The organism is Paenibacillus sp. FSL R5-0928, assembly GCF_037970385.1.
In the GTDB taxonomy this organism is placed as follows: Bacteria; Bacillota; Bacilli; order Paenibacillales; family Paenibacillaceae; genus Paenibacillus_AQ; species Paenibacillus_AQ odorifer.
In genome coordinates, this window is sequence record NZ_CP150225.1 from 4,705,726 (window position 1) to 4,726,854 (window position 21,129).

Below are 21,129 nucleotides of genomic sequence, written 5' to 3' on the forward strand. Positions count from 1 at the left end.
TTTATTTTTCATCAAAATTACAGTTCAGTCAGGATAATCGTTCCTTGTGGGGTAATCGCTAAAGTATGCTCATATTGTGCTGACAATCCGCCGTCAATGGTACGCGCAGTCCAACCATCCGCATCAATTTTTGTTCTGTAACTGCCTGTGTTCAGCATGGGCTCAATGGTAAATACCATCCCCTCTTTAAGACGAGGCCCTCTCCCTGCTGGACCATAGTGAGGCACTTCCGGAGCTTCATGCATTTCTGAACCGATCCCGTGGCCAATAAAATCACGTACTACAGAAAATCCGTTAGACTCTGCATAAACTTGGATGGCATGCGCAACATCCCCGATACGGTTGCCTGCAACCGCCTGCTCGATTCCACGGAATAACGATTCCTTAGTAGTGTCTAGAAGTTTGGTCGCCTGTTCACTAATATTGCCAATGCCGTAAGACCAGGCCGAATCTGCCAACCAGCCGTTTAAGTTAACAACCATGTCAATGGTTACGATATCCCCGTCTTTTAGCGGCTCTTTTTTCGGGAATCCGTGGCATATTACATCATTTACAGATGCACAGGTTGCGTACGGGTACCCATTATATCCTTTTTGCTCAGGAGTAGCTCCTTGAGACAATATAAATTTTTCTGCAAATTCATCAATTTCCCAGGTCGTAATACCAGGCTGCAAAATTTGCGCAATTTGACGATGACATTCAGCGAGAATTTTTCCCGCCGCACGCATTTTTTCGATCTCTTCCATCGTTTTCATGATAATCATAATATCGCCTCTTCTGTACAGAACTCATCGCTCTCGGGCAACGGTTCTTCTTTTGTATTTAGTTTACCCTTTATATTATGAAAGAAAATCGCGAGAAATCCAAATCATTAGTCAAAAAAAATTATATTTTCCTTCCTGAATCTAAAAATAACATCATTTTTTTATGATAATGTTAGATGAAAGACGAGTGCCTGATCAGCACTTCGTCTTATTTTCTAATAAAACATAAAATTATTGTTATCGTTAAATTATTTATTATTCCTAAAAATTCCTTTATATGTTATATTCAAAATAACTGAGGAGGTGATACATGCCTGTAATTGAGTGCATTTACTGCAACCACCTGAAGGATACGCATAATCTAAGAAGCAACCCTATTTGATTAAGGAGGAAATGTTGATGAAATTCAGTAAGCATTTTTCGTTCCGGAAAATCAGTTTGTTAGTATTAATTAGTATCCTTACTCTTTCTATTTCTTTACCTCAACAGCAGGCAGCGGCAGCAAACACTTCTGTTAAGGGCTTTTATGTAAGCGGTACCACTTTGTATGATGCCACCGGCAGTCCTTTTGTAATGCGTGGGGTTAATCATGCACACACTTGGTACAAAAACGATCTGGCTACTGCAATACCGGCCATTGCAGCCACTGGCTCCAATACCGTCAGAATTGTACTTTCTAATGGCAGCAAGTGGTCTCTCGATACCTTGGCGGATGTCCAAAATATTCTTAAGCTTTGTGATCAGTATAAATTGATTGCCATGCTGGAAGTGCATGATGCTACTGGCTCAGACAACACATCTGATCTTAACGCTGCAGTCAACTATTGGATCAGCATCAAGGATGCTTTGATTGGTAAAGAAGATCGTGTCATTGTGAATATTGCTAATGAATGGTACGGTTCTTGGAACACTGCAACATGGGCCAGTGGTTACCAAGCGGCAATTCCGGCGTTAAGAAATGCGGGCATTAAGAACACTTTAGTTGTAGATGCAGCGGGATGGGGTCAATACCCACAATCCATTTTCACTAGTGGTCAGGCTGTATATAATTCAGATACCTTAAAAAATACTATTTTCTCGATTCATATGTACGAATATGCCGGAGGTAATGCTGCTACCGTTAAGAGCAATATCGATAGTGCCTTGGCCATTGGAGCCCCCGTGATTATCGGCGAATTCGGTGACAAGCACACGGGTGGAGATGTCGATGAAGCCACCATTATGAGCTACACTAAGGAAAAAAAGGTAGGATGGCTCGCCTGGTCCTGGTATGGTAATGGCGGAGGCGTCGAATATCTGGATCTAGCCAGCGGTCCAGCAGGAACACTCAGCAACTGGGGAAATACAGTCGTTAATGGAGCAAACGGAACCTTAGCAACCTCCGTGCTTAATAAAATTTATACAACGCCTGGTTACCAACCTGTGCCGGATGGTGGCACAACTCCTACACCTACACCTACACCTACACCTACACCTACACCTACACCTACGCCAACACCAACGCCAACAGCAACAGTAACAGTAACACCTACAGCCACTCCTACCGGCTCGCCATCCAGTAATCTGGCACTTTACTACCGTGCAGCAGATACCAATGCTACAGATAACTCAATCAAACCTTACTTCAACATTTATAACAACGGAACAACGGCAGTCAATCTAAATGGACTGAAAATTCGTTATTACTTTACTAAAGATGGAAGCGCCTCCCTCAATGGTGTGATCGATTGGGCGCAGATCGGTGCTTCTAATATATCGGTTGCCCTTGGGTCCACTAGTGGAACGAACGCCGACTCTTACGTTGAGCTTACTTTCAACGCTAGCGCGGGCTCCATACCTGCTGGTGGACAGTCAGGAGAAATCCAATTACGAGTGCATAAAAGCGACTGGTCTAACTTCAATGAAGCAAATGACTATTCGTTCGACCCAACCAAAGTTTCCTTCAGCACTTGGAACAAAGTAACCTTGTATCAAAACGATGTACTGATCTCCGGCATCGCTCCTTAAAAACATAAACCAGCGAGCCTCCCAAGATTGGAGACTTGCTGGTTTTTAAAATTAGATCTGTTGTAGCGCAGATGTTAGGATAATGCTTACTTATAGTAGCTCAAAAGATGACTGTTGTTAGATTTGTCAGTCAACAGTGATTTACTGCTGTTAGTCTACTGCTGGATTAGTCTGCTGCTGGACTGTTACTACTTTGATGTTAGTTTACTATTGCTCGTCTATTGTTCCGCTAGTCGATTGCTGCTCTTTTGTTTGGCTATTCTGCGTACTACTCTACTGTTGCTCCTACTGATCTGATTTCACTCTTTCACACTATCTAATTCGACTCTTTCATTACTCTGACGTTAATCTACTATCGCTCATCTGCCGTTCATCTGCTGCTCATCTGCCGTTCTTTACTTTTTGAACACTCGGTTGTGGTTTTCGGACTCAGATGACGCTATTTGTGCGATTTAAGCCGTTTTGAGCAACTTTCGGACTGGAGAGACGCTATTCTTCTGAAAAAGGCCTGTTCCTGCCTCTTTTCATCCCCATAACGGCGCTGGGGTCCGAATACTCTGCAATTAGGCAAGATTTCAGGAAATAAGGGCTCCTGAGTCCGTCACCTTGTTAGTCTACTGCCGCTCGTCGCGCTCATCTACTGCTCTGCTCATCTGCTGCTCATCTGCCGTTCTTTACTTTTTGAACACTCGGTTGTGGTTTTCGGACTCAGATGACGCTATTTGTGCGATTTAAGCCGTTTTGAGCAGTTTTCGGACTGGAGTGAAGCTAGAATAAAAAGTGGACAGTAGTTAACAGACTGGCGATAATGAGTCCACGGAGGTGTGTTCACATGGGAGAACATCGACAACGGTATAACGAAGAATTTAAAAAACAGACAGTGCAGTTCATTCAAGAGCAAACAAAGACAGTGGGCGACTTGGCGGAAGAGCTCAACATCCCAAAAAGTACCCTGCATCAATGGATGAGCCAGTATCGAGAACTAAAGAATGAACCGGCAGCTAGCGTGGATCGAGTACGGGAACTCGAGGCACAGTTGAAAGAAATGAGCCGTCAACTTCAAGAAAAAGATAACAAGATTGCTGATGTGGAAGAGGAATTAGCGATCGTAAAAAAAGCAGTGCACATCTTCAGCAAACCAAGGAACTGAGATTCCAGTTTATTGAAAAACATCGCTCCGAGTTTCTCTTGGAGAAGATGTGCATGACCCTACATGTGTCACGGAGCGGGTACTACAAGTGGCGGACAGAAAAAAACAGTACGCATATGCTTCGTAAGGCTGCGATAATGAAGCGAATTCAGTATCATTTTGCCGACCATCAAAAGCGGTATGGGAGTCCGAAGATCACCCGCCTGTTACATCAAGAAGGTTATACCGTTACCGAACGCACGGTGAGTGTGTACATGCGACATATGAAGCTTCGCTCCATTGTCTCCAAAACGTATCGCGTACAGACCACTGACTCCAATCATGACCATCCGATTGCCCCGAATACGCTGAACCAGCAATTTAAAATACTCAAACCCAATTCAGTATGGGTTACCGACATTACGTACATTCCTTGCCGGGGAGGGCGCTTGTACCTGGCTAGTGTGATGGACCTTTGCACGCGCGAAATCGTGGGGTGGCGCTTGGAGAACCATATGGAAACTAGCTTAATTTCGGGCGCCTTACAAGATGCTTACGAAGCTAAACAACCGGAAAAGGGTCTATTACATCACTCCGATAGAGGTTCTCAATATACTTCTCATGAATACACGAAGCAGTTGAAAGCGTATGGCATGGAGTCCAGCATGAGCCGCAGAGGTAACTGTTATGATAACGCCTGTATCGAGTCGTGGCACAGCATTTTGAAAAAGGAGCTCATTTATTGTAATCCACGATTCAAAACTAAGGAGCAAGCCTACCAGACACTTTTTCAATATATTGAGTTTTACTATAACCGCAAGCGAATGCATGGCGCGCTGGGGTATCTTTCTCCAGTTCGTTTTGCTGAGCAATTGACTAGAATGTCTGTTGCATGACTGTCCACTTTCTTGACAGAGGTCCAGAGAGACTCTATTCCTCTGAAAAAGGCCTGTTCCTGCCTCTTTTCATCCCCATAACGACGCTGGGGTCCGAATACTCTGCAATTAGGCAAGATTTCAGGAAATAAGGGCTCCTGAGTCCGTCACCTTGTTAGTCTACTGCCGCTCGTCGCGCTCATCTACTGCTCTACTATCGCTCATCTACTACTCATCTTCCGCTCATCTGCTACTCATCTACTACTCGTCTGCGCTCACCTACCATTCTTTACCTTTGGAGCATTATGTTTACGACACGACACCTCGGCACCTAACTACGCCCAAACCACAAAAAATACCCCGGCAGCCATCCAACTGGCCCCGGGACATTTTTAAATCTACTTTCATTTAGTCATGGAAATTAAGTCCAGAGGTAACGGCTTTAACATAATCTGCACGGATCACGAAATCTCCAAAATGCTCACCTTGTTGACGTTCTTTGGCATATCGGTGAAGAATAGGTTCAAGCGTCTCTAGGATCTCCTTCTCATCTATGTTTTCTTTATACATTTTATTCAGGCGATCACCCGTAAAGCCTGCTCCTAAATACATATTATATCTGCCTGGAGCCTTGCCGATAAACGAGATTTCACCCAGCGCTGGTCTAGCACATCCATTAGGGCAGCCGGTCATCCGGATTACAATTTCCTCGTCGCGCAAACCAGCTTTATCTATAACAAGCTCCAGCTTATCTATCAACGAAGGCAGATAACGTTCCGCTTCAGCCATCGCAAGTCCGCAGGTTGGCAGTGCTACACAGGACATGGAGCTGCGCCGCAATGCAGAAAGATGTGCTCCATCTGTAAGTCCATGCTGTTTAGCCAGCTCAGCTACTTTTCGTTTTTTGGCAGTAGTGACGTTGGCAATCGTTAGATTCTGATTCGGCGTTAGCCGGAAATCTCCAGTATGGATTTTAGCAATCTCCCGCAAGCCAGTCATCAAGGTGTATCCTTCTTGGTCATGAATCCGTCCGCTTTGGATATAAAGTGTCAGATTCCATTTTCCATTGGTACCCTTCACCCAGCCGTAACGGTCTCCGTTGTGATCAAAATGATAATCATGTGCCGCTTCAAGCTGCCATCCGAGTCTTTCATGCAGTTCGTCAACGAACCATTCCAGACCGTGGCGGTCAATCGTATATTTGAACCTTGCATTTTTGCGGACAGAGCGATTGCCATAATCCCGCTGGATCGTTACGGTCTTTTCTGCCACATCAATCAACTGTTCGGGACGGCAAAAACCAATAATACGTCCCAACTGAGGATAAGTACTGGTATCCCCATGAGTCATCCCCATACCGCCGCCTACAGAAACGTTAAAGCCTACTAGCTTCTCATTTTCCAGAATAGCGATAAAACCCAGATCTTGCGAGAATACATCCACATCATTAGAAGGTGGCACCGCTAAACCAATCTTAAATTTACGAGGTAAATATACCGGACCATAGATTGGTTCTACTTCCGCACGTTCGCCTAAGCTATCTACTACCTTTTCACCGTCTAGCCAAATCTCATGGTAGGCGGGAGTACGTGGGGATAAGTGATCACTCACTTTGCGCGCCCATTCATAGACCTCTGCATGCACCTCTGACTGGTAAGGATTCGGATTACTCATTACGTTACGGTTAACATCGCCGCAAGCTGCCAGCGTCGTCATCAGCGTATCATTAATGCTGCGAATGGTTTTCTTAAGATTCCATTTGAGTACCCCGTGCATTTGAAACGCCTGTCTGGTAGTCAGACGTAAGGTCCCATTACCGTATTTTTGTGCCAGATCATCCATCACTAGCCACTGCTCTGGTGTCGCTACCCCGCCTGGGGCAACTACACGAAGCATGAACTGAAATGCAGGCTCCAGCTTTTGCCGTTCACGCTCATTGCGTAAATCCCGATCGTCCTGCATATAACTTCCGTGAAATTTCAGCAGCCGATTATCATCTTCCGGCAAACCTCCGGTAATCGGATTGCTTAATGTCTCAACAAGCGCGCCCCGCAGATAGTTACTCTCTTGCTTAATGTGTTCAACATCACTTGGAGGCCCGCCGATCGGCTTAACCTTTTCATTGTTTGCCATTGTTGTTATCTCCCCCCGAAGTCATTCGATAACTTTCCTCTATCCATTAGTAAACATCACGTTGGTAGCGCTGCGCCTGCTGCATATTATCCAAATAAGCTGCCGCTTCTTCAGGACTCAGCCCACCCTCATGCTGGATGACAGTAATCAGAGCAGAATGAACATCATGTGCCATATGCTTCTCGTCACCGCAAATGTAAATATGAGCTCCCGCTTGCAGCCATTCGTAGACCTCGCGGCTCTTTTCCAGAATGCGATGCTGAACATATACTTTCTCTTCGGTATCACGGGAGAAAGCAACATCCAGCTTAGTTAACAAGCCGTCTTTTAGCATTCTCTGCCAGTCCGTCTGATAGAGGAAGTCCGTCACGAAATGCCGATCTCCGTAGAACAGCCATGATTTACCTTCCACCCCAAGCTCGCCACGTTCCTCCAAGAAAGAGCGGAAGGGTGCAACGCCTGTCCCCGGTCCAATCATAATGATCGGCGCATCAGGATTTGTTGGAAGCTTAAAGTTAGGATTATGTTGAATGTAGATGGGCAACGTATCTCCCGGCTGGACTCTTTCAGCACAATGTACCGAGCAGACCCCATAACGCTCACGGCCATGTGCCTCATAACGTACAGCTCTAACCGTTAAATGAACCTCATCTGGATTAGCTTTATAGCTGCTAGCAATTGAATAGAGTCGTGCTGGAAGCTTGCGCAAAATAGTCACAAAGTTACTGGCTGAACCTTCCCATGGAGAGAAGTCCTGAACCAAATCGAGCAGATCGCGGCCTTGAATATATTCCTTAAGCTGTTGCGCACGTTCTGGCGCCAATAAATCCTTTAGTTTGTTAGAAGAAGATAACTTCGCCGCTTGCTCAAGCAACGGTTTGGTTAATACAGTGATTTCATAGTGGTGAAGAAGTGCCTCACGTAAGGAACCTTCTTCCCCTTTTTTATTAAATGGAACAATATCATTAGGATTCCAGCCCATAGTATGAATAATAGCGTCTACCAATTCAGGATGATTCTCCGGGTAGACACCCAGCGCATCCCCTGGCTCAAATTGTATGTTAGAGCCTTCTAGTGATAGCTCCAAATGGCGGGTCTCCCGGTCGGAACCGCGTCCGTTCAGATTTAGATTTTCTAATACTTCCGCTTTAAAAGGATTGTTGCGGGTATACAAAGGCTCCTGAGAATCTGTGTCTTCCGCAGCTTGAACCGCTTTTGCCGCAATGGCCGGAGCATTTAAATGTGCATTTAAGGCACCAATCACGCCTTCAAACCATTCGGTAACCGAATCATCATAATCAAGATCACAATCCACACGCGGACTTAACCGCTTGCCGCCAAGTTCCTCAAGCCGCTGATCGAAGTCTTTGCCGGTCTGACAAAAGAATTCGTAAGAGGTATCCCCCAGTGCCAACACTGAGAACTTCAGATTCTCTAATTGAGGGGCTCTTTTGCTATAGAGAAATTCATGGAACATCCGTGCATTATCTGGCGGCTCGCCTTCACCGTGAGTACTGACCAGCAATAGGAGGTTCTCAACCTTCTTAAGTGCATTGGGCTTAAAGCTGTTCATCGCAGTGATCGTGACCTGAAATCCTTGCTCCTCCAGCTTGCGGGACAAGCTCCCAGCCAGCCGTTGGCAATTCCCTGTCTGGGACCCAAACAACACGGTCACTTCACGTGAAGCTACAGGTTGACTAACGGCACTACCTTCCGCATTTCCTATCGTATTTGATTGCACTGCTTGAACCCCGGCACCTGCCGATGGTGCAGTAGTAAGGCCCATGGCCGACAAATAACCGCTAAGCCATATTTGCTGTGTCTCCGTTAAGGATGGTAGAAGACGATTGAGTAGCTCGACTTGGCTCTCGTTAAAAGGACTGTTCGTTACCTGTAGTTGCAACAATATCCACCTCTCCTAAACATGAAATCTTCTGATGATCCGTACCTCATGAAATCAGGCTATCACAATAATTGTAAACGATCAATGATGTCGATTTAACCTAATAATTGTAATTTATTGAAAAAGTATCTATATAGTACGTAAAAACCGATCAAAACAGTATGATTTAACCTGTTTTGATCGGTTTCATTATAAAAAGTGATACTATTTATAAAATATTGTGATAAATAAAAGCTATAATTTTTGCTTACTTTCGGGAAATAACACCTCGCCGATCCCCGTCTTAATCTTCACTATCTCCTCAAGCGTATTCGATAGCTCGCCGGGCGGATAAGGTTTAGTTAAATATTTTTGAATTACATCGTTTAATTGATTCTTATCCGATTGATCCAGAGCAGAAGAAATAACGATAGGGATATTTTCAGTTCTTGGATCTTCTTTAAGCATTCGGATCAAATCCCAGCCATCCAGCTCTTCACCCAACATCAAATCTACCACTATCGCCACAAATGGTGTTTTCAAGGCCTGATCAAAAGCTTGCTGTGGATGGTAATGATGGGTAACACGGAAGCCCTTCCCTTTAAGCTCTTCTGATAAAAGCAACGAAAGACTGTAATCATCTTCAACGATCATTACATTAGGCTTGAGCTCTTTATCGGTGCTCCATTTATTAAGCTCATCCTGTTGCCGGCTCGCTTCCGCATGGAGGATAGGGAGGCTAAACCAGACGGTAGTGCCTTCTCCTTCTACGGAATCTATACCGATATTTCCCTTTTGCTTCTCAATGATCTCCTTACAGATAGCAAGTCCAAGTCCTGTTCCTCCAATTCTTTTAGAGGCGCTATTATCCACTCTTCTGAATTTTTGGAATAGCTGTCCTATTTGATCCTTAGGAATGCCAAGACCATTATCCTGGATACGTACAATAATCCTATCCGACTCGTTATGCAGCAGTACTTTAACTTCATTGTTATCAGGCGAGAACTTAATCGCATTACTTAACAGATTCGTCAGAACTTGGACAATCTTATCCTTGTCCACATCAACATCCGCATTCAAAGCCTCATCCACTAGGAGCACATGATGGGTACTGCTCAGTTTATATTGATCAATTACGCCTAATACAATTTCACTGAGATTCAAATGCTCCGTGATATATTGCTGCTTACCTGACTCCATTCTCTGCAAATCAAGAAAATCATTTATGAGCTCCGTCAGTCGTTTAGCTTCTTTATGAATCGTCTCCAGATATTTAAGCTGCTTCTCAGGCTTCATGGTCTTAGACAATAGCAGTTCTGTGAAACCAAGCACACTCGATAGCGGTGTTCTTAGCTCATGACTTACCGTACTGACAAGATCAGATTTCATAAGGTCCAGCTCATATTCTCTAGTGATATCTCTATAGACAAACAATGTACCAATACGCAGCTCGCGACGGAATACAGGGATCGCATACACATCAATATGCTTCATCGATTCAGTTCCAATGGAGTATTGCATGCTGCTGGATTCCAGAGCATCCTCAGCAATCGCTTTTTCAAAAAACATCCGAAGTTCATGGTTCTCATTCGAGTGCTCGATGAAATAATCCATCCATTTCTGTCGGGGAATCAAAGTTCCTTCTGTCCACTCATAATTAAAAATGTTGCTCAACGCTTTATTCATCTGCAGGAGCATACCTTCTGTATTCACAAATTGTATGCCCTCGTTCACATTATTTACGATGTCCCGATTCAGCTTTCGTCCATGTTCAATCTCTTCATACATGAATAAACGTTCAATCGCCAGCGCTACGCGGTTCATCATCCCCTGAACCTCATTAATCTCTTCTTTGCTGAAGGAATGACCAATCCGGCTGCCACAGAACACTGCAAGAATCTCATCCTCTGCGTTCACAACAGTAGTGTAGAAGTCGTAAACATAGACCTCACTCGCAGAAATCCCTTGCTCTGGTTGTGTGGCCAAACGCTTGATTAGGTACGTTTTTTCCGCTTGCAAGCGATATAACATCTCATTGTTCTCATGATCAAGATAACGCTCCACATTCTCCTGCGGAATGCCTTTCACAGCCGCGATATTATCTTTCACAAGCAGGAAGAAACTCGAATCAAAGGCATACAGGCGATGCATAAACTCAATAAACTTATCGGCAAATTCATGCTTATCCAAGGTATAAGTAATATCATGATTCAGCTGATTATTAAGCTCAAGCATCATCTTGGTCTGTTCTGTATTTTTTAACGTTTCGGCTAGCTCCTGCTGCACGCTCTTCATTGAGGTGATATCGTTCGCAATAAGGATGTATTGATAAATCACACCCTCTTCATTCAGGTACGGCACAATCGTTAGTTGCAGCCAGATGGGCAATCCGTCTTTGGCTAGAATCTGCAGCTCATTGTTCCACACTCCGCCTGTATTTAATTTGTTAAAAATTTTCTGATAACCCTCGTCAGAGATATTATAAAGTTCAAATAACTTATAGGTGTAACCGATAATCTCAGACTTTTTATAGCGGGTATATCCACTTAAATTATCATTCGCGTAGGTAAAGACACCTTTAGCAGTAAGGATCCCGACCGCAGACGATTGATCCAAAGCTTTCATCATACTTTCAATTTCACTAAGCGAGCGTTGCAGCCTATATTGCTGATCCTGAAGTTCATCCTGCTGCGCATGCAGCTCTTCATTCTGCATCATCAATTCTTCTTCTTTATCTTGAATACTTCTAGCCATATTAAGAAAAGCATCATAAAGTCGGCCAATTTCATCTTGATTCTTAAGCTTGCCCAGAAGAATTTCTTCTCCTGCAGCCAGGGAATGGGTTGCCCCTTCCAGCTTCAGAATAGGATCTATAAGGTTCTTCAGAATCCGCCAGATCATAAAGGTGAAGATTAGCAGAATAATCGTGCTGAAAAAGAATGCGATAAAGGTAAATTCATTGGCACGTTTGATGTAATCCATAGCCATAGTATTTAATGCGGCATCGGATCGTTGCTTGTACTCTTTTGTATACATTAAAAAATCATTCACTGATTTCGTGTTCCCATCTGCGGATAGAGCTCTCAAAGACACATAATCATCTGCCTCGACAAACCGAATCGCTTCAGGTAAAACTTTAGTTTTGTACTGAACATAAAATGCTTTCAAACCATCTCTAAACAAGGCTTCTTCCGGAGATAAATTGAGATTAGAATAGGTATCCAGAATCTTATCAAAGTTAACAAGTCCTAGGTTTAGGAGATCTAATTCATTGGCACTCTTAAGTGCGCTGAATCCCCTCGCTCGGAAAAAAACCTCATTTAATGCAGTCGCCAATTCGTTAATCGTGTCCGCCTTATTCTGCAGAACTTCACGGTCTCTACTTAATTTGTTCTGCTCATTATTTATGAAAAATAAAAATACAGATCCCATAATAATGATTAACGAAAAAACCAAGGCAATGATACGAAAATATCTATTTTTAATACTGTGATTAGAGCTGCTTCCCTTTGTCACTTAGGATCCCCTCCACAATCTGCAAGAGTTCCATCGGACTAAAAGGTTTTGGCATAAAATAACGTGCGCCTGCATCTACCGCTCGAAGACGATCTACATCTTGGGCTTTGGCTGTTAACATTAAAATAGCTGTAGCCTTCTTTTTCTCATCATCCAGTTGGCCTAGGACTTCAATCCCTGTCATTTCAGGCATCATATAATCCAATATCACCAAATCATAATGATCCTGTGACAATTTTGAAAGCGCCTCTAATCCGTTCTCGGCAGTATGGATCTCCACGTCTTCCAAATCTTCTAAGGTGTCTACAATTAACATTCGTAATACTTCTTCATCATCCACTACCATTACCTTTTGCATAGCTGCCTAATTCCCTCCGCTTTAGATCTCTCCTGGTGCTCACAACATATTCAGAAACCAATTAGAACAAAAATCTATGAGCCAACCGCTCTATTCTCGACAATAACTCAGGCATATGAACCGGTTTCACTACATAATCATCGGCACCCATCTGCAGGGCATGTACAATATCCGCCTGATTATTTCTTCCCGTCAGCATGATCACTAATATATTTACTTCCGGATACGTTTTGCGGATTCTTTCCAGAACTTCTACTCCATCCAGATCAGGCATCACACCATCCAGCAAAATAATATACTTCTCATCCACGGCATACCAATCCGATTGCAGAAAATCAAGCCCATTCGCATAGCTGCTAACCTTCACCTCAGCAATATTATCCGGCTCCCAAATGGCGAACTGACTGGTCACAATTCTACGAATTAGCGTATCATCATCTACAACAATCACATTCAGAACCGAATGCTTTTTAGTAGTGGATAAATGGTCCGAATAAAGCGTTGTCTGATTCCTTCCAGCATGCTTACTGGCATAAAGAGCCTGATCTGCTTCCTCAATCAATTTATCGGCTATATTCTCGGCATCTGTTACCTCAGAAATCCCGCTAGAGATGGTCACATGAAAGATTTCATTTTTCGCAAAAAAGTCAGTAGCCGCAAACCGCTCTTGAATACGCTGTATAACCAACATTGCAGATTCCGCATCCGTGTTAGGTAAGAACACTGCAAACTCTTCTCCCCCATAACGGCAAAAGGTATCCTCCAGACGGATGGAATTCTTCACAAGCTCGGAAAAGCCCTGCAGAACTTCGTCTCCGATTAGGTGACCATATGTATCATTAACGTTTTTAAAATAATCCAAATCAATCAGCGCTAACGAAAATACGCGGTTGGTCCGCTTAAAATCACCAATCAACTGCTTCATGACTTGATTAAAGTGTTTGCGATTGAATGCGCCGGTCAAATCATCCACGATGATGGACTCCTGCCATTCTCTCTTAAGCTGAAAGCGATTTTTGATCAATACCAGAAATAAATCAATATCTACAGGCTTCGGTAAAAAATCCATCACCCCCAGCGAATACGCATGCATTTGCGTCGCTTTGGAGTACTCCCCACTTATAATGATAATGGGAATTCGTTCCTTTTTAGCCTTGCCGATAATTTGGTTCAACACCTCAATCCCACTTTTATCCGGTAAAAGAATATCCAGCAGAATGAGATCTGGTTTCGTTTCATAAAAGATTTTGAGTCCCCGTTCAGCAGATAAGGCTATGCTTACATAGTAATTCTGCTTCTCCAACGACTCTTTCAGATAAGCAACTAACTCTACATCGTCGTCGATAAGAAGAATATCATTCTGCGTGAGCGTCTCAGCAGGTCCCTTTTTATCCAATGCTTTAACAGAGCTTGAAGCTGCCAATGAATGGACATTAAACAATGGAATCAGTGGATATAAATAATCCCCCCATTCCTCAACCGACCAACTCTTAAGACTGCTTTCCATGAAATAGGGCAGCGTATCCTCGGCAAATTGTTCGACATCTGGTAATCCGACAGTTCCAGCAGTGCCTTTTAAATTATGCAAAAAACGATAAATGTCCTTTTCCTTCACTTCCGCCTGTTCCGTCCATTCCTGGAGGGTCATCTTCGTTCTTTGCTCAACCATGTCTTTATATTTTTGTGTAGTCATATTTACTCCTTCAGACTATCATATCAAACTCTCAGTTCATCACATTTTTTATAGGCTGTCAAATGAATTTTCTATAATTTCAGCTGTCAAAATAAATATTTAATCAAACTGACAAAAAACCTTTGGTTGAAGCTTGTTTCATCATTTGCAATAATAGTTGGAATGGTTCATTCCGTATACACGGTGAAATCAATAAATATAAAGGGAGGCTGTATTCATGAAGGGAATTATTACTGTATTAGGAAAAGATAAAGTAGGGATTATTGCTAAAGTATGTACATATCTAGCCGAACACAATTTGAACATTCTGGATATTTCGCAGACGATCGTTCAGGATTATTTTAACATGATGATGATTGTAGACATTTCTAGCTCAACTAAAGCTTTTGAGAATATCGTAGAGGAATTACATTTGCTTGGCGAATCGATTGGCGTGGAAATCAAGCTTCAGCATGAGGATATTTTTAATATTATGCACCGAATCTAGGAGGATGGCTGACCATGATATCACTAGTGGAAGTACAAGAAACGAATAAGATGATTCGTGAAATGAATCTGGATGTGCGTACCATAACAATGGGGATCAGCCTCATGGATTGTGCCCACACGGATATGCGCACCTTTAATCAAAATGTATATGACAAAATCACCAGATCCGCTGAAAAGCTCGTAAAGACGGGTGAAGATCTGGAAAGACAATTTGGGGTTCCTATCGTTAACAAACGGATTTCTGTCACACCCATCGCTATTGCCGCTGGTGCGGTGAAGACAGATACCTATGTACCTGTTGCTGAAATCCTGGACAAGGCTGCAAAAGAGGTAGGCGTTAACTTTATTGGCGGCTTCTCTGCACTTGTACAAAAAGGCTGCACCAAAGGCGATCGTATTCTGATCGACAGTATTCCTGAAGCACTGGCAGTCACTGAAAGAGTCTGCTCCTCGGTCAATGTCGGTTCCTCCAGAAGTGGAATCAACATGGATGCTGTGAAATTAATGGGCGACATTATTATCCAAACTGCAGAACGCACCAAGGATCGGGATTCCATCGGCTGCGCCAAGCTGGTAGTCTTCTGTAATGCAGTCGAGGACAACCCTTTTATGGCCGGAGCATTTCACGGGGTTGGGGAGCGGGAATGTGTCATCAACGTTGGCGTCAGCGGTCCTGGTGTAATCAAACGTGCGCTTGAAGAGGTTCGAGGGCAGGATTTTGAAACCTTATGTGAAACCATTAAACGGACAGCCTTCAAAGTCACACGTGTCGGTCAGCTAGTTGCTCAAGAGGCTTCCAAACGGATGAATGTTCCTTTTGGGATTATCGATTTATCCTTAGCCCCTACTCCAGAAATCGGAGATTCCATTGCCGAAATCTTTCAAGTCATGGGTCTGGAGGAAGCTGGCGCACCGGGAACAACCGCTGCTCTGGCGATCCTAAATGACAATGTTAAAAAAGGTGGCGTGATGGCCTCCTCCTATGTAGGTGGCCTTAGTGGAGCCTTTATTCCAGTCAGTGAAGATCACGGCATGATTCAAGCCGTTCAGCGGGGTGCCCTTACACTAGAGAAACTGGAAGCTATGACCTGTGTTTGTTCCGTGGGACTGGATATGATAGCTATCCCAGGAAGCACCACCAAGGAGACCATTTCCGGTATCATCGCGGATGAAGCTGCAATCGGCATGGTGAATAACAAAACCACTGCGGTTCGCGTGATTCCAGTAATCGGCAAGGACGTAGGTGAAATGGTCGAATTTGGCGGCCTGCTCGGATATGCACCAGTCATGGCAGTGAACGGCTTCAACTGCGCGAACTTCATTAATCGTGGCGGACGAATCCCAGCTCCAATTCATAGCTTTAAGAATTAATAGAAACCTCAAACAGCAAGTCCCTATTTGTACTTAGGAGACTTGCTGTTTTTTATTAATCTGATGCTGAGAATGTTAGTTTACCTTGATTAAGCCCGTTGGATGCCAATATTAGGTGTTCCGCCAGTCAAATCGATAAATAATACATAATCATTTCCATCTGTGCCCTTCAGCACGAGACCAGTCTGACCTACAGCACCTACAGAAAAGTATCGAACTTGTTGCAGGCTGGTAGGAGCGCCTGGTGGCAATGTTGCTTGGTTCGTAGCGATCAACCGGGTTGCAGCTCTAATGGTGCCTGCCCCGCTAATTTCACCGGTTACCCCCAGATGACCAAGTATGGATTCACTGCCGTTCACATTTAGGCTTCCCATTATGGTCTGACTACCATTCAAATGAAGATTCGAATCGATAGTCTCATTTCCATTAACGTGCAGATCATTTTGAATGGTCTGACTTCCTGTAACTAGAACGTTATCGAAGGTTGGCAAGGCGATCATCCCTTTCAGGTTTTATAGCATATCTTATGTTAAACAAGCCAGCCCTGTCATAGATAGATATACAGCTTTCACTAAATCCGCTTTTTATCTTCAGGGCTCTGATTAATGGTCTTATACCTAAAGTCAAAATAACCCCCTACACATATAATGATTAGCAAGACTCGGTGCTAGAGCGGACGACTGGCTCCACAGAATACAGGAGGAATTATGAAGAAGACAGCTAATAGGCTCACTCCTGAAAGGCCTTCAAGTCACGAAGTCACCATCAGCCAAGTTAATCCATCGCAACACCATAACCTCATCCTTGAGATGAACTCTTATAGAGCAGAGCCGCTGCAACGGGAACTCAAGCAATTAAGAATATTGCTGCTGGTTCCTACAGAGGCCAGCGATAAAATGCCTAATGTACGACTTTTTAAAGATCAACTAAGGCATTTGGTCAAAGAAGTACTTGCTATTAAATTCCAGCATAATCTGGAGGAATATTTAGCCCATTTTCAACCTGATCTAATATTAGCTCTAGGATCGGAGACCCTATTTCCGGAGGAGAACCTCCCTGCTCTGAAAACTTCCAACGTTCCCAAAGCGGTATGGATGGCAGATGCAGCTTGTCTTACTCCAACAGAACGTAATCTGGCATTGTTATTCGATTATATTTTCACACAGAACATAGCTAATCTGATCTATTATCAGGGTTTATGGGGCAAACATTCCAGTTATCTCCCATATGCTGCGGATACGGATCTCTATTATCCAAGACGTGTGGAGGACTGTTATCAGAGTGACGTACTCATTCTCGGCGATTTTCAAATCGATAGTGTGCTTTACACGTTGGCGTATTCAGACCTGCTTCAAGGCCTTAAGGTAATGATCGCCGGGCGTGGTTGGGCCCCCCCCAGAAATTTCCTGGATATCACCCATAGTAAAGATATGTCCAGTTATTATAATGGAGCAAAAATCGTCATCAATTGCACTGGTTCTATGCAGCAGATTATGGAGGTCACCGCTTGCGGTGTATTTCAGTTAGTGGAGGATCATCCCCATCTTCATAATTACCGAATTGCAGAAGAAGATCTCATTCGTTTCCAGAACTTCAAAGAGCTCTCCGAAAGCTTTAAGCACTATTTTTCACATAGTGAAGAAAGGAGAATTTCTGCCTCTCGTGCTCTAAAGGAACTTAAATATAACCATTCTTATATCCAGCAAGGAAAGTTACTGCTGAGAAAAATATTCAAGGAACCATAGGGGGTGGCATGACTTGAGATGCATTGCTTTTGTATTGCCTCAGTTTCATCAGATCACAGAGAACGATTCCTGGTGGGGTGAGGGTTTTACAGAATGGACAAATGTCAGGAAGGCTGCAGCCCTTTATCCTGAACATGATCAGCCCAAGAAGCCATTAAATAATAACTACTATGATTTAACGGATCCTAAAGTGAAACAATGGCAGGCAGAGACTGCAAGGGCTCATGGCATTTACGGTTTTTGTTATTATCACTATTGGTTTAATGGCAGGCGACTACTGGAACAACCGGTTCAGCAGATTCTTGCGAGCAAAGAGCCTGACTTCCCCTTTTGCCTTTCTTGGGCTAACGAACCATGGACACGTAGCTGGGATGGCACCGAAGAGGATGTACTGATGCCACAGGAATACGGAGAAGAACGGGATTGGCGAATGCACTTTTTTGCGTTGCTGGAAGCCTTCAAAGATGATCGTTATATCCGGGTAGAAGATAAGCCTGTCTTTATCATTTATAGATCTGCTAGTATCCCGCGCTGTGAAGAAATGCTTCAATATTGGCGCGAATTGGCTCTGCAGAACGGACTTAAAGGACTTCATCTGGTCCGGACACTAGGCGGTTTCCCCCTACAGAAAGAGCAAGGATTCGATGCCAGTCTGGAATTTGAGCCGCATTACACATTCGCACATGGCGGGGTTAAGCATTTATGGAGCTCAAAGCAGGTGGAGGATCAGAGGCATATCGTAATTGATTATGATGAGTTATGGGAATCCATGTTGGAGCGGACACCCCATAGGGACGGAGAAATCATATATCCGGGAGCCTTTGTCAACTGGGATAACACACCACGGAAAGGCCCTGCCGGACAAAGCACCTTAGGTGCTAATCCTCAAAAATTCGGCCAATACCTTTCACGACAAATTGAGCGCGCCAAAAAAATGTTCAAAAGTGAATATATTTATATCAACGCCTGGAATGAATGGGCTGAAGGCGCCTATCTGGAACCGGATGAGCGTTATCAATATCAATACTTGCAAGCCGTTAAGGAAGCCCTACAATTTCATCACAAAGAAGATCCTTCTTAGCCGTAGCGCCAGAAGGATCTTTTTCATTTTATGTTATCTTTCCGATGACTGCACTCTGGCGCTTCTTGCACTCACCAATCTCCAGCCAGTTAATAAAGCAGCCACTAGACATATGGATGCCGAGGTTACAAACACTACATGCATACCCTCGATAAATAACTCTGGCCGGCCGGGAACTAACCCTGTCACTCTATAGCCGGCTTCACTGCTCATCACTTGAAAAAGAATTGTAGTAGCAATTGTAATGCCGACAACCATACCGACATTACGAACTAACGAATTGACACTACCCGCAGAACCAAGCTGTGTTCTTGGTACCTTAGACATAACAAGCGAGTTGTTCGGCGATTGAAACAGGCCACTTCCTATACCCAGCATAGCGATCCACACACCTACCAGCACAACAGAACTTCCTACATGAAGCTGTGCTAATCCGAACTGTGCAATAACCATGACCACCAGCCCCGCAAAAGTCAAAAATTCAGAGCCTATTTTATCCGATAGCGCACCACTCATTGGAGCCACGACTACCATACATATCGGCAACAGCATTAACAAGAAGCCTGCATAGAATGGCGATAAATTAAGCATGTTCTGTGCATAAAACGGCGCGATAATATTGAAGCAGAAATTCGCTGTAAATACGAGAAAACCACATAATATACTTAAAGAAAACAACGGATTCTTAAATAATGACAGCTGCAACAACGGTTCTTTTCTACGAAGCTCCGTCCATATGAAAGCAATGAAGCTGACGACAGCAACAATTATTGATGTAAAAATTAAGCTGTTACCATACCCTAGCTGTTGTCCTAGTAATAATCCTGCGAACAAAGTAATAATAAAAACAGCGAACAGTAAACTGCCCGGCACATCAATCGAAGATTTCACTCTCGTTAAATCCTTAGGCAATACCTTCCAGCCAAAAAATATAGCGATCAGACCAATAGGCACGTTAACCCAAAAGATATACTCCCAGCCTAAGGTGGAAACCATAATCCCGCCTAAACTTGGACCAGCTATACTTCCCAGAGACACGAATGTACCAATGAAACCAAGGGCTTTACCACGCTCCGTGGCAGGAAAGATATCCGTAACAATTCCCTGACTGTTCGCCATGGTCATCGAAGCACCCAAGGCTTGAATAACACGTGAAGCGATCAAGGCTGGTAAACTTACACTAAGCCCACACAGCATAGATCCAATAACAAATATAATGGTGCCAATCTTAAAGATTCGAATCTTTCCTACGATATCTCCAAGCTTGCCGAAGAAAAGTATCGCTGCACAGATCGCCATTAAATAACCTGTAGTTACCCATTCGATTTGCGCCATGGGCAACTTCAGTTGTTTGGATAGCTCAGGCAGAGCAATATTGACAATACTACCATCAAGGGTGGACATAAACGTAAATATATTCAGAACAATTAAAATCATCCAGCGCTTCTTCTGAATTTCTTTATCCTCCTGGTAGGTTGCACTTACAGAACTCATAACTAACACCTCATTAAATATTAATAATCACCGTTTAGTTGCGCACGCAACCAAACTCGCCATACCCAGTGTACAACAATTTAGTTGCGTGCGCAACGACTTTATTGTACACTTTATTTCAAGGCAAAAAATGAGCGAACTTATAACCCAAAGAGGTGTCTATATTGGCAAGAGAGCCTATCGGGAAGCTAATTTCCCATCTTCACCGTCAAAATCAAAAGAAACTGGTTAAGCAGTTTGTCCCTTATGGAATCGGTAGTGGTGGACAGCATAGCTTTCTTAAATTGATTCTTTCTCGGCCAGGCATTACTCAGGATCAGTTAACTGCCGAATTGAAGTTCGATAAAGCAACTACAGCACGTTCTGTGAAGCAATTAGAGAATTCGGGATATATCGAGCGCAAAGACGATCCTAATGATCGACGCTCCCACCTTCTATATCCTACCCCGAAAGCCATCGATTTCTTCCCAGTTTTACAGTCCATCTTAGATGAATTTAATAAAAGCCTTGTGGGCCATTTAACCGATGAAGAAGTAGAGCAACTACATTTCCTGCTGCAAAAAATCAGTACAAACGAAGAATAGAACATAAG

General features: G+C 43.6%; 16 protein-coding genes. 8 read left to right on the plus strand and 8 right to left on the minus strand.

Annotation, left to right across the window (positions count from 1 at the left end):
• Nucleotides 1-17: 17 nt before the first annotated feature.
• On the minus strand, nt 18-764 hold the full coding sequence (gene map, locus MKZ16_RS21300) for a type I methionyl aminopeptidase (RefSeq protein WP_036685786.1): 747 nt from the start codon (nt 762-764) through the stop codon (nt 18-20).
• A gap of 399 nt (nt 765-1,163) precedes the next feature.
• On the opposite strand from map, the gene MKZ16_RS21305 reads away from it, so the two are divergent.
• From MKZ16_RS21305 to MKZ16_RS21315, 3 genes are all read left to right on the plus strand, one after another.
• The gene (locus tag MKZ16_RS21305) at nt 1,164-2,771 is read left to right on the plus strand and encodes a cellulase family glycosylhydrolase (protein ID WP_076105227.1); all 1,608 of its coding nucleotides are present in this window, start codon (nt 1,164-1,166) and stop codon (nt 2,769-2,771) included.
• Nucleotides 2,772-3,603: 832 nt separating this feature from the next.
• Nucleotides 3,604-3,921: a transposase gene (locus MKZ16_RS21310; protein ID WP_036683594.1), complete on the plus strand. Its 318-nt coding sequence runs from the start codon at nt 3,604-3,606 to the stop codon at nt 3,919-3,921.
• Between the two features lie 11 nt (nt 3,922-3,932).
• Nucleotides 3,933-4,796 (plus strand): IS3 family transposase, encoded by an 864-nt coding sequence (locus tag MKZ16_RS21315; protein WP_256717136.1) that lies wholly within the window; start codon nt 3,933-3,935, stop codon nt 4,794-4,796.
• 387 nt (nt 4,797-5,183) lie between these two features.
• Here the strand turns inward: MKZ16_RS21315 and cysI are convergent, their stop codons facing one another.
• From cysI to MKZ16_RS21340, 5 genes are all read right to left on the minus strand, one after another.
• Nucleotides 5,184-6,908 carry an assimilatory sulfite reductase (NADPH) hemoprotein subunit gene (gene cysI / locus MKZ16_RS21320; RefSeq protein WP_076100127.1) on the minus strand — a complete coding sequence of 575 codons (1,725 nt, stop codon included), beginning with the start codon at nt 6,906-6,908 and terminating at the stop codon, nt 5,184-5,186.
• 46 nt (nt 6,909-6,954) lie between these two features.
• Nucleotides 6,955-8,811 (minus strand): assimilatory sulfite reductase (NADPH) flavoprotein subunit, encoded by a 1,857-nt coding sequence (locus MKZ16_RS21325; protein ID WP_076100412.1) that lies wholly within the window; start codon nt 8,809-8,811, stop codon nt 6,955-6,957.
• Nucleotides 8,812-9,045: 234 nt separating this feature from the next.
• Nucleotides 9,046-12,306 carry an ATP-binding protein gene (locus tag MKZ16_RS21330; protein ID WP_076100126.1) on the minus strand — a complete coding sequence of 1,087 codons (3,261 nt, stop codon included), beginning with the start codon at nt 12,304-12,306 and terminating at the stop codon, nt 9,046-9,048.
• Complete coding sequence (locus MKZ16_RS21335; protein ID WP_036685780.1) at nt 12,284-12,664, minus strand: response regulator; 381 nt, start codon at nt 12,662-12,664, stop codon at nt 12,284-12,286. The genes MKZ16_RS21330 and MKZ16_RS21335 overlap by 23 nt, the downstream gene beginning before the upstream one ends.
• A gap of 61 nt (nt 12,665-12,725) precedes the next feature.
• Nucleotides 12,726-14,357 (minus strand): diguanylate cyclase, encoded by a 1,632-nt coding sequence (locus MKZ16_RS21340; protein ID WP_038572367.1) that lies wholly within the window; start codon nt 14,355-14,357, stop codon nt 12,726-12,728.
• Nucleotides 14,358-14,574: 217 nt separating this feature from the next.
• Between MKZ16_RS21340 and MKZ16_RS21345 the strand changes: the two genes are divergently transcribed.
• Together MKZ16_RS21345 and MKZ16_RS21350 are read left to right on the plus strand one after the other, a co-directional pair.
• Nucleotides 14,575-14,844, plus strand: coding sequence for an ACT domain-containing protein (locus tag MKZ16_RS21345; RefSeq protein ID WP_036685776.1), 270 nt, complete (start codon nt 14,575-14,577; stop codon nt 14,842-14,844).
• A gap of 17 nt (nt 14,845-14,861) precedes the next feature.
• On the plus strand, nt 14,862-16,217 hold the full coding sequence (locus MKZ16_RS21350) for a PFL family protein (RefSeq protein WP_244886527.1): 1,356 nt from the start codon (nt 14,862-14,864) through the stop codon (nt 16,215-16,217).
• Nucleotides 16,218-16,306: 89 nt separating this feature from the next.
• On the opposite strand, the gene MKZ16_RS21355 is transcribed toward MKZ16_RS21350, so the two are convergent.
• Nucleotides 16,307-16,717 carry a hypothetical protein gene (locus MKZ16_RS21355; RefSeq protein WP_232061415.1) on the minus strand — a complete coding sequence of 137 codons (411 nt, stop codon included), beginning with the start codon at nt 16,715-16,717 and terminating at the stop codon, nt 16,307-16,309.
• Between the two features lie 207 nt (nt 16,718-16,924).
• Between MKZ16_RS21355 and MKZ16_RS21360 the strand changes: the two genes are divergently transcribed.
• The gene (locus tag MKZ16_RS21360) at nt 16,925-17,962 is read left to right on the plus strand and encodes a glycosyltransferase (protein WP_076106484.1); all 1,038 of its coding nucleotides are present in this window, start codon (nt 16,925-16,927) and stop codon (nt 17,960-17,962) included.
• A 13-nt stretch (nt 17,963-17,975) separates the two neighbouring features.
• Entirely contained in the window at nt 17,976-19,043 is a 1,068-nt protein-coding gene (locus MKZ16_RS21365) for a glycoside hydrolase family 99-like domain-containing protein (protein ID WP_036685768.1), read from the plus strand.
• 33 nt (nt 19,044-19,076) lie between these two features.
• Here the strand turns inward: MKZ16_RS21365 and MKZ16_RS21370 are convergent, their stop codons facing one another.
• Nucleotides 19,077-20,537 carry an MFS transporter gene (locus tag MKZ16_RS21370; RefSeq protein ID WP_076106486.1) on the minus strand — a complete coding sequence of 487 codons (1,461 nt, stop codon included), beginning with the start codon at nt 20,535-20,537 and terminating at the stop codon, nt 19,077-19,079.
• Between the two features lie 164 nt (nt 20,538-20,701).
• Here MKZ16_RS21370 and MKZ16_RS21375 point away from each other — a divergent pair, with 164 nt between their 5' ends.
• Complete coding sequence (locus tag MKZ16_RS21375) at nt 20,702-21,121, plus strand: MarR family winged helix-turn-helix transcriptional regulator (protein ID WP_036685765.1); 420 nt, start codon at nt 20,702-20,704, stop codon at nt 21,119-21,121.
• The last annotated feature ends 8 nt before the right edge of the window (nt 21,122-21,129 follow it).

Excerpts from the sequence above, each read along its gene's own strand:
- map (WP_036685786.1), bottom strand. The coding sequence starts at position 764 with ATGATTATCATGAAAACGATGGAAGAGATCGAAAAAATGCGTGCGGCG.
- MKZ16_RS21305 (WP_076105227.1), top strand. The coding sequence starts at position 1,164 with ATGAAATTCAGTAAGCATTTTTCGTTCCGGAAAATCAGTTTGTTAGTA.
- MKZ16_RS21310 (WP_036683594.1), top strand. The coding sequence starts at position 3,604 with ATGGGAGAACATCGACAACGGTATAACGAAGAATTTAAAAAACAGACA.
- cysI (WP_076100127.1), bottom strand. The coding sequence starts at position 6,908 with ATGGCAAACAATGAAAAGGTTAAGCCGATCGGCGGGCCTCCAAGTGAT.
- MKZ16_RS21335 (WP_036685780.1), bottom strand. The coding sequence starts at position 12,664 with ATGCAAAAGGTAATGGTAGTGGATGATGAAGAAGTATTACGAATGTTA.
- MKZ16_RS21340 (WP_038572367.1), bottom strand. The coding sequence starts at position 14,357 with ATGACTACACAAAAATATAAAGACATGGTTGAGCAAAGAACGAAGATG.
- MKZ16_RS21345 (WP_036685776.1), top strand. The coding sequence starts at position 14,575 with ATGAAGGGAATTATTACTGTATTAGGAAAAGATAAAGTAGGGATTATT.
- MKZ16_RS21355 (WP_232061415.1), bottom strand. The coding sequence starts at position 16,717 with ATGATCGCCTTGCCAACCTTCGATAACGTTCTAGTTACAGGAAGTCAG.
- MKZ16_RS21360 (WP_076106484.1), top strand. The coding sequence starts at position 16,925 with ATGAAGAAGACAGCTAATAGGCTCACTCCTGAAAGGCCTTCAAGTCAC.
- MKZ16_RS21370 (WP_076106486.1), bottom strand. The coding sequence starts at position 20,537 with ATGAGTTCTGTAAGTGCAACCTACCAGGAGGATAAAGAAATTCAGAAG.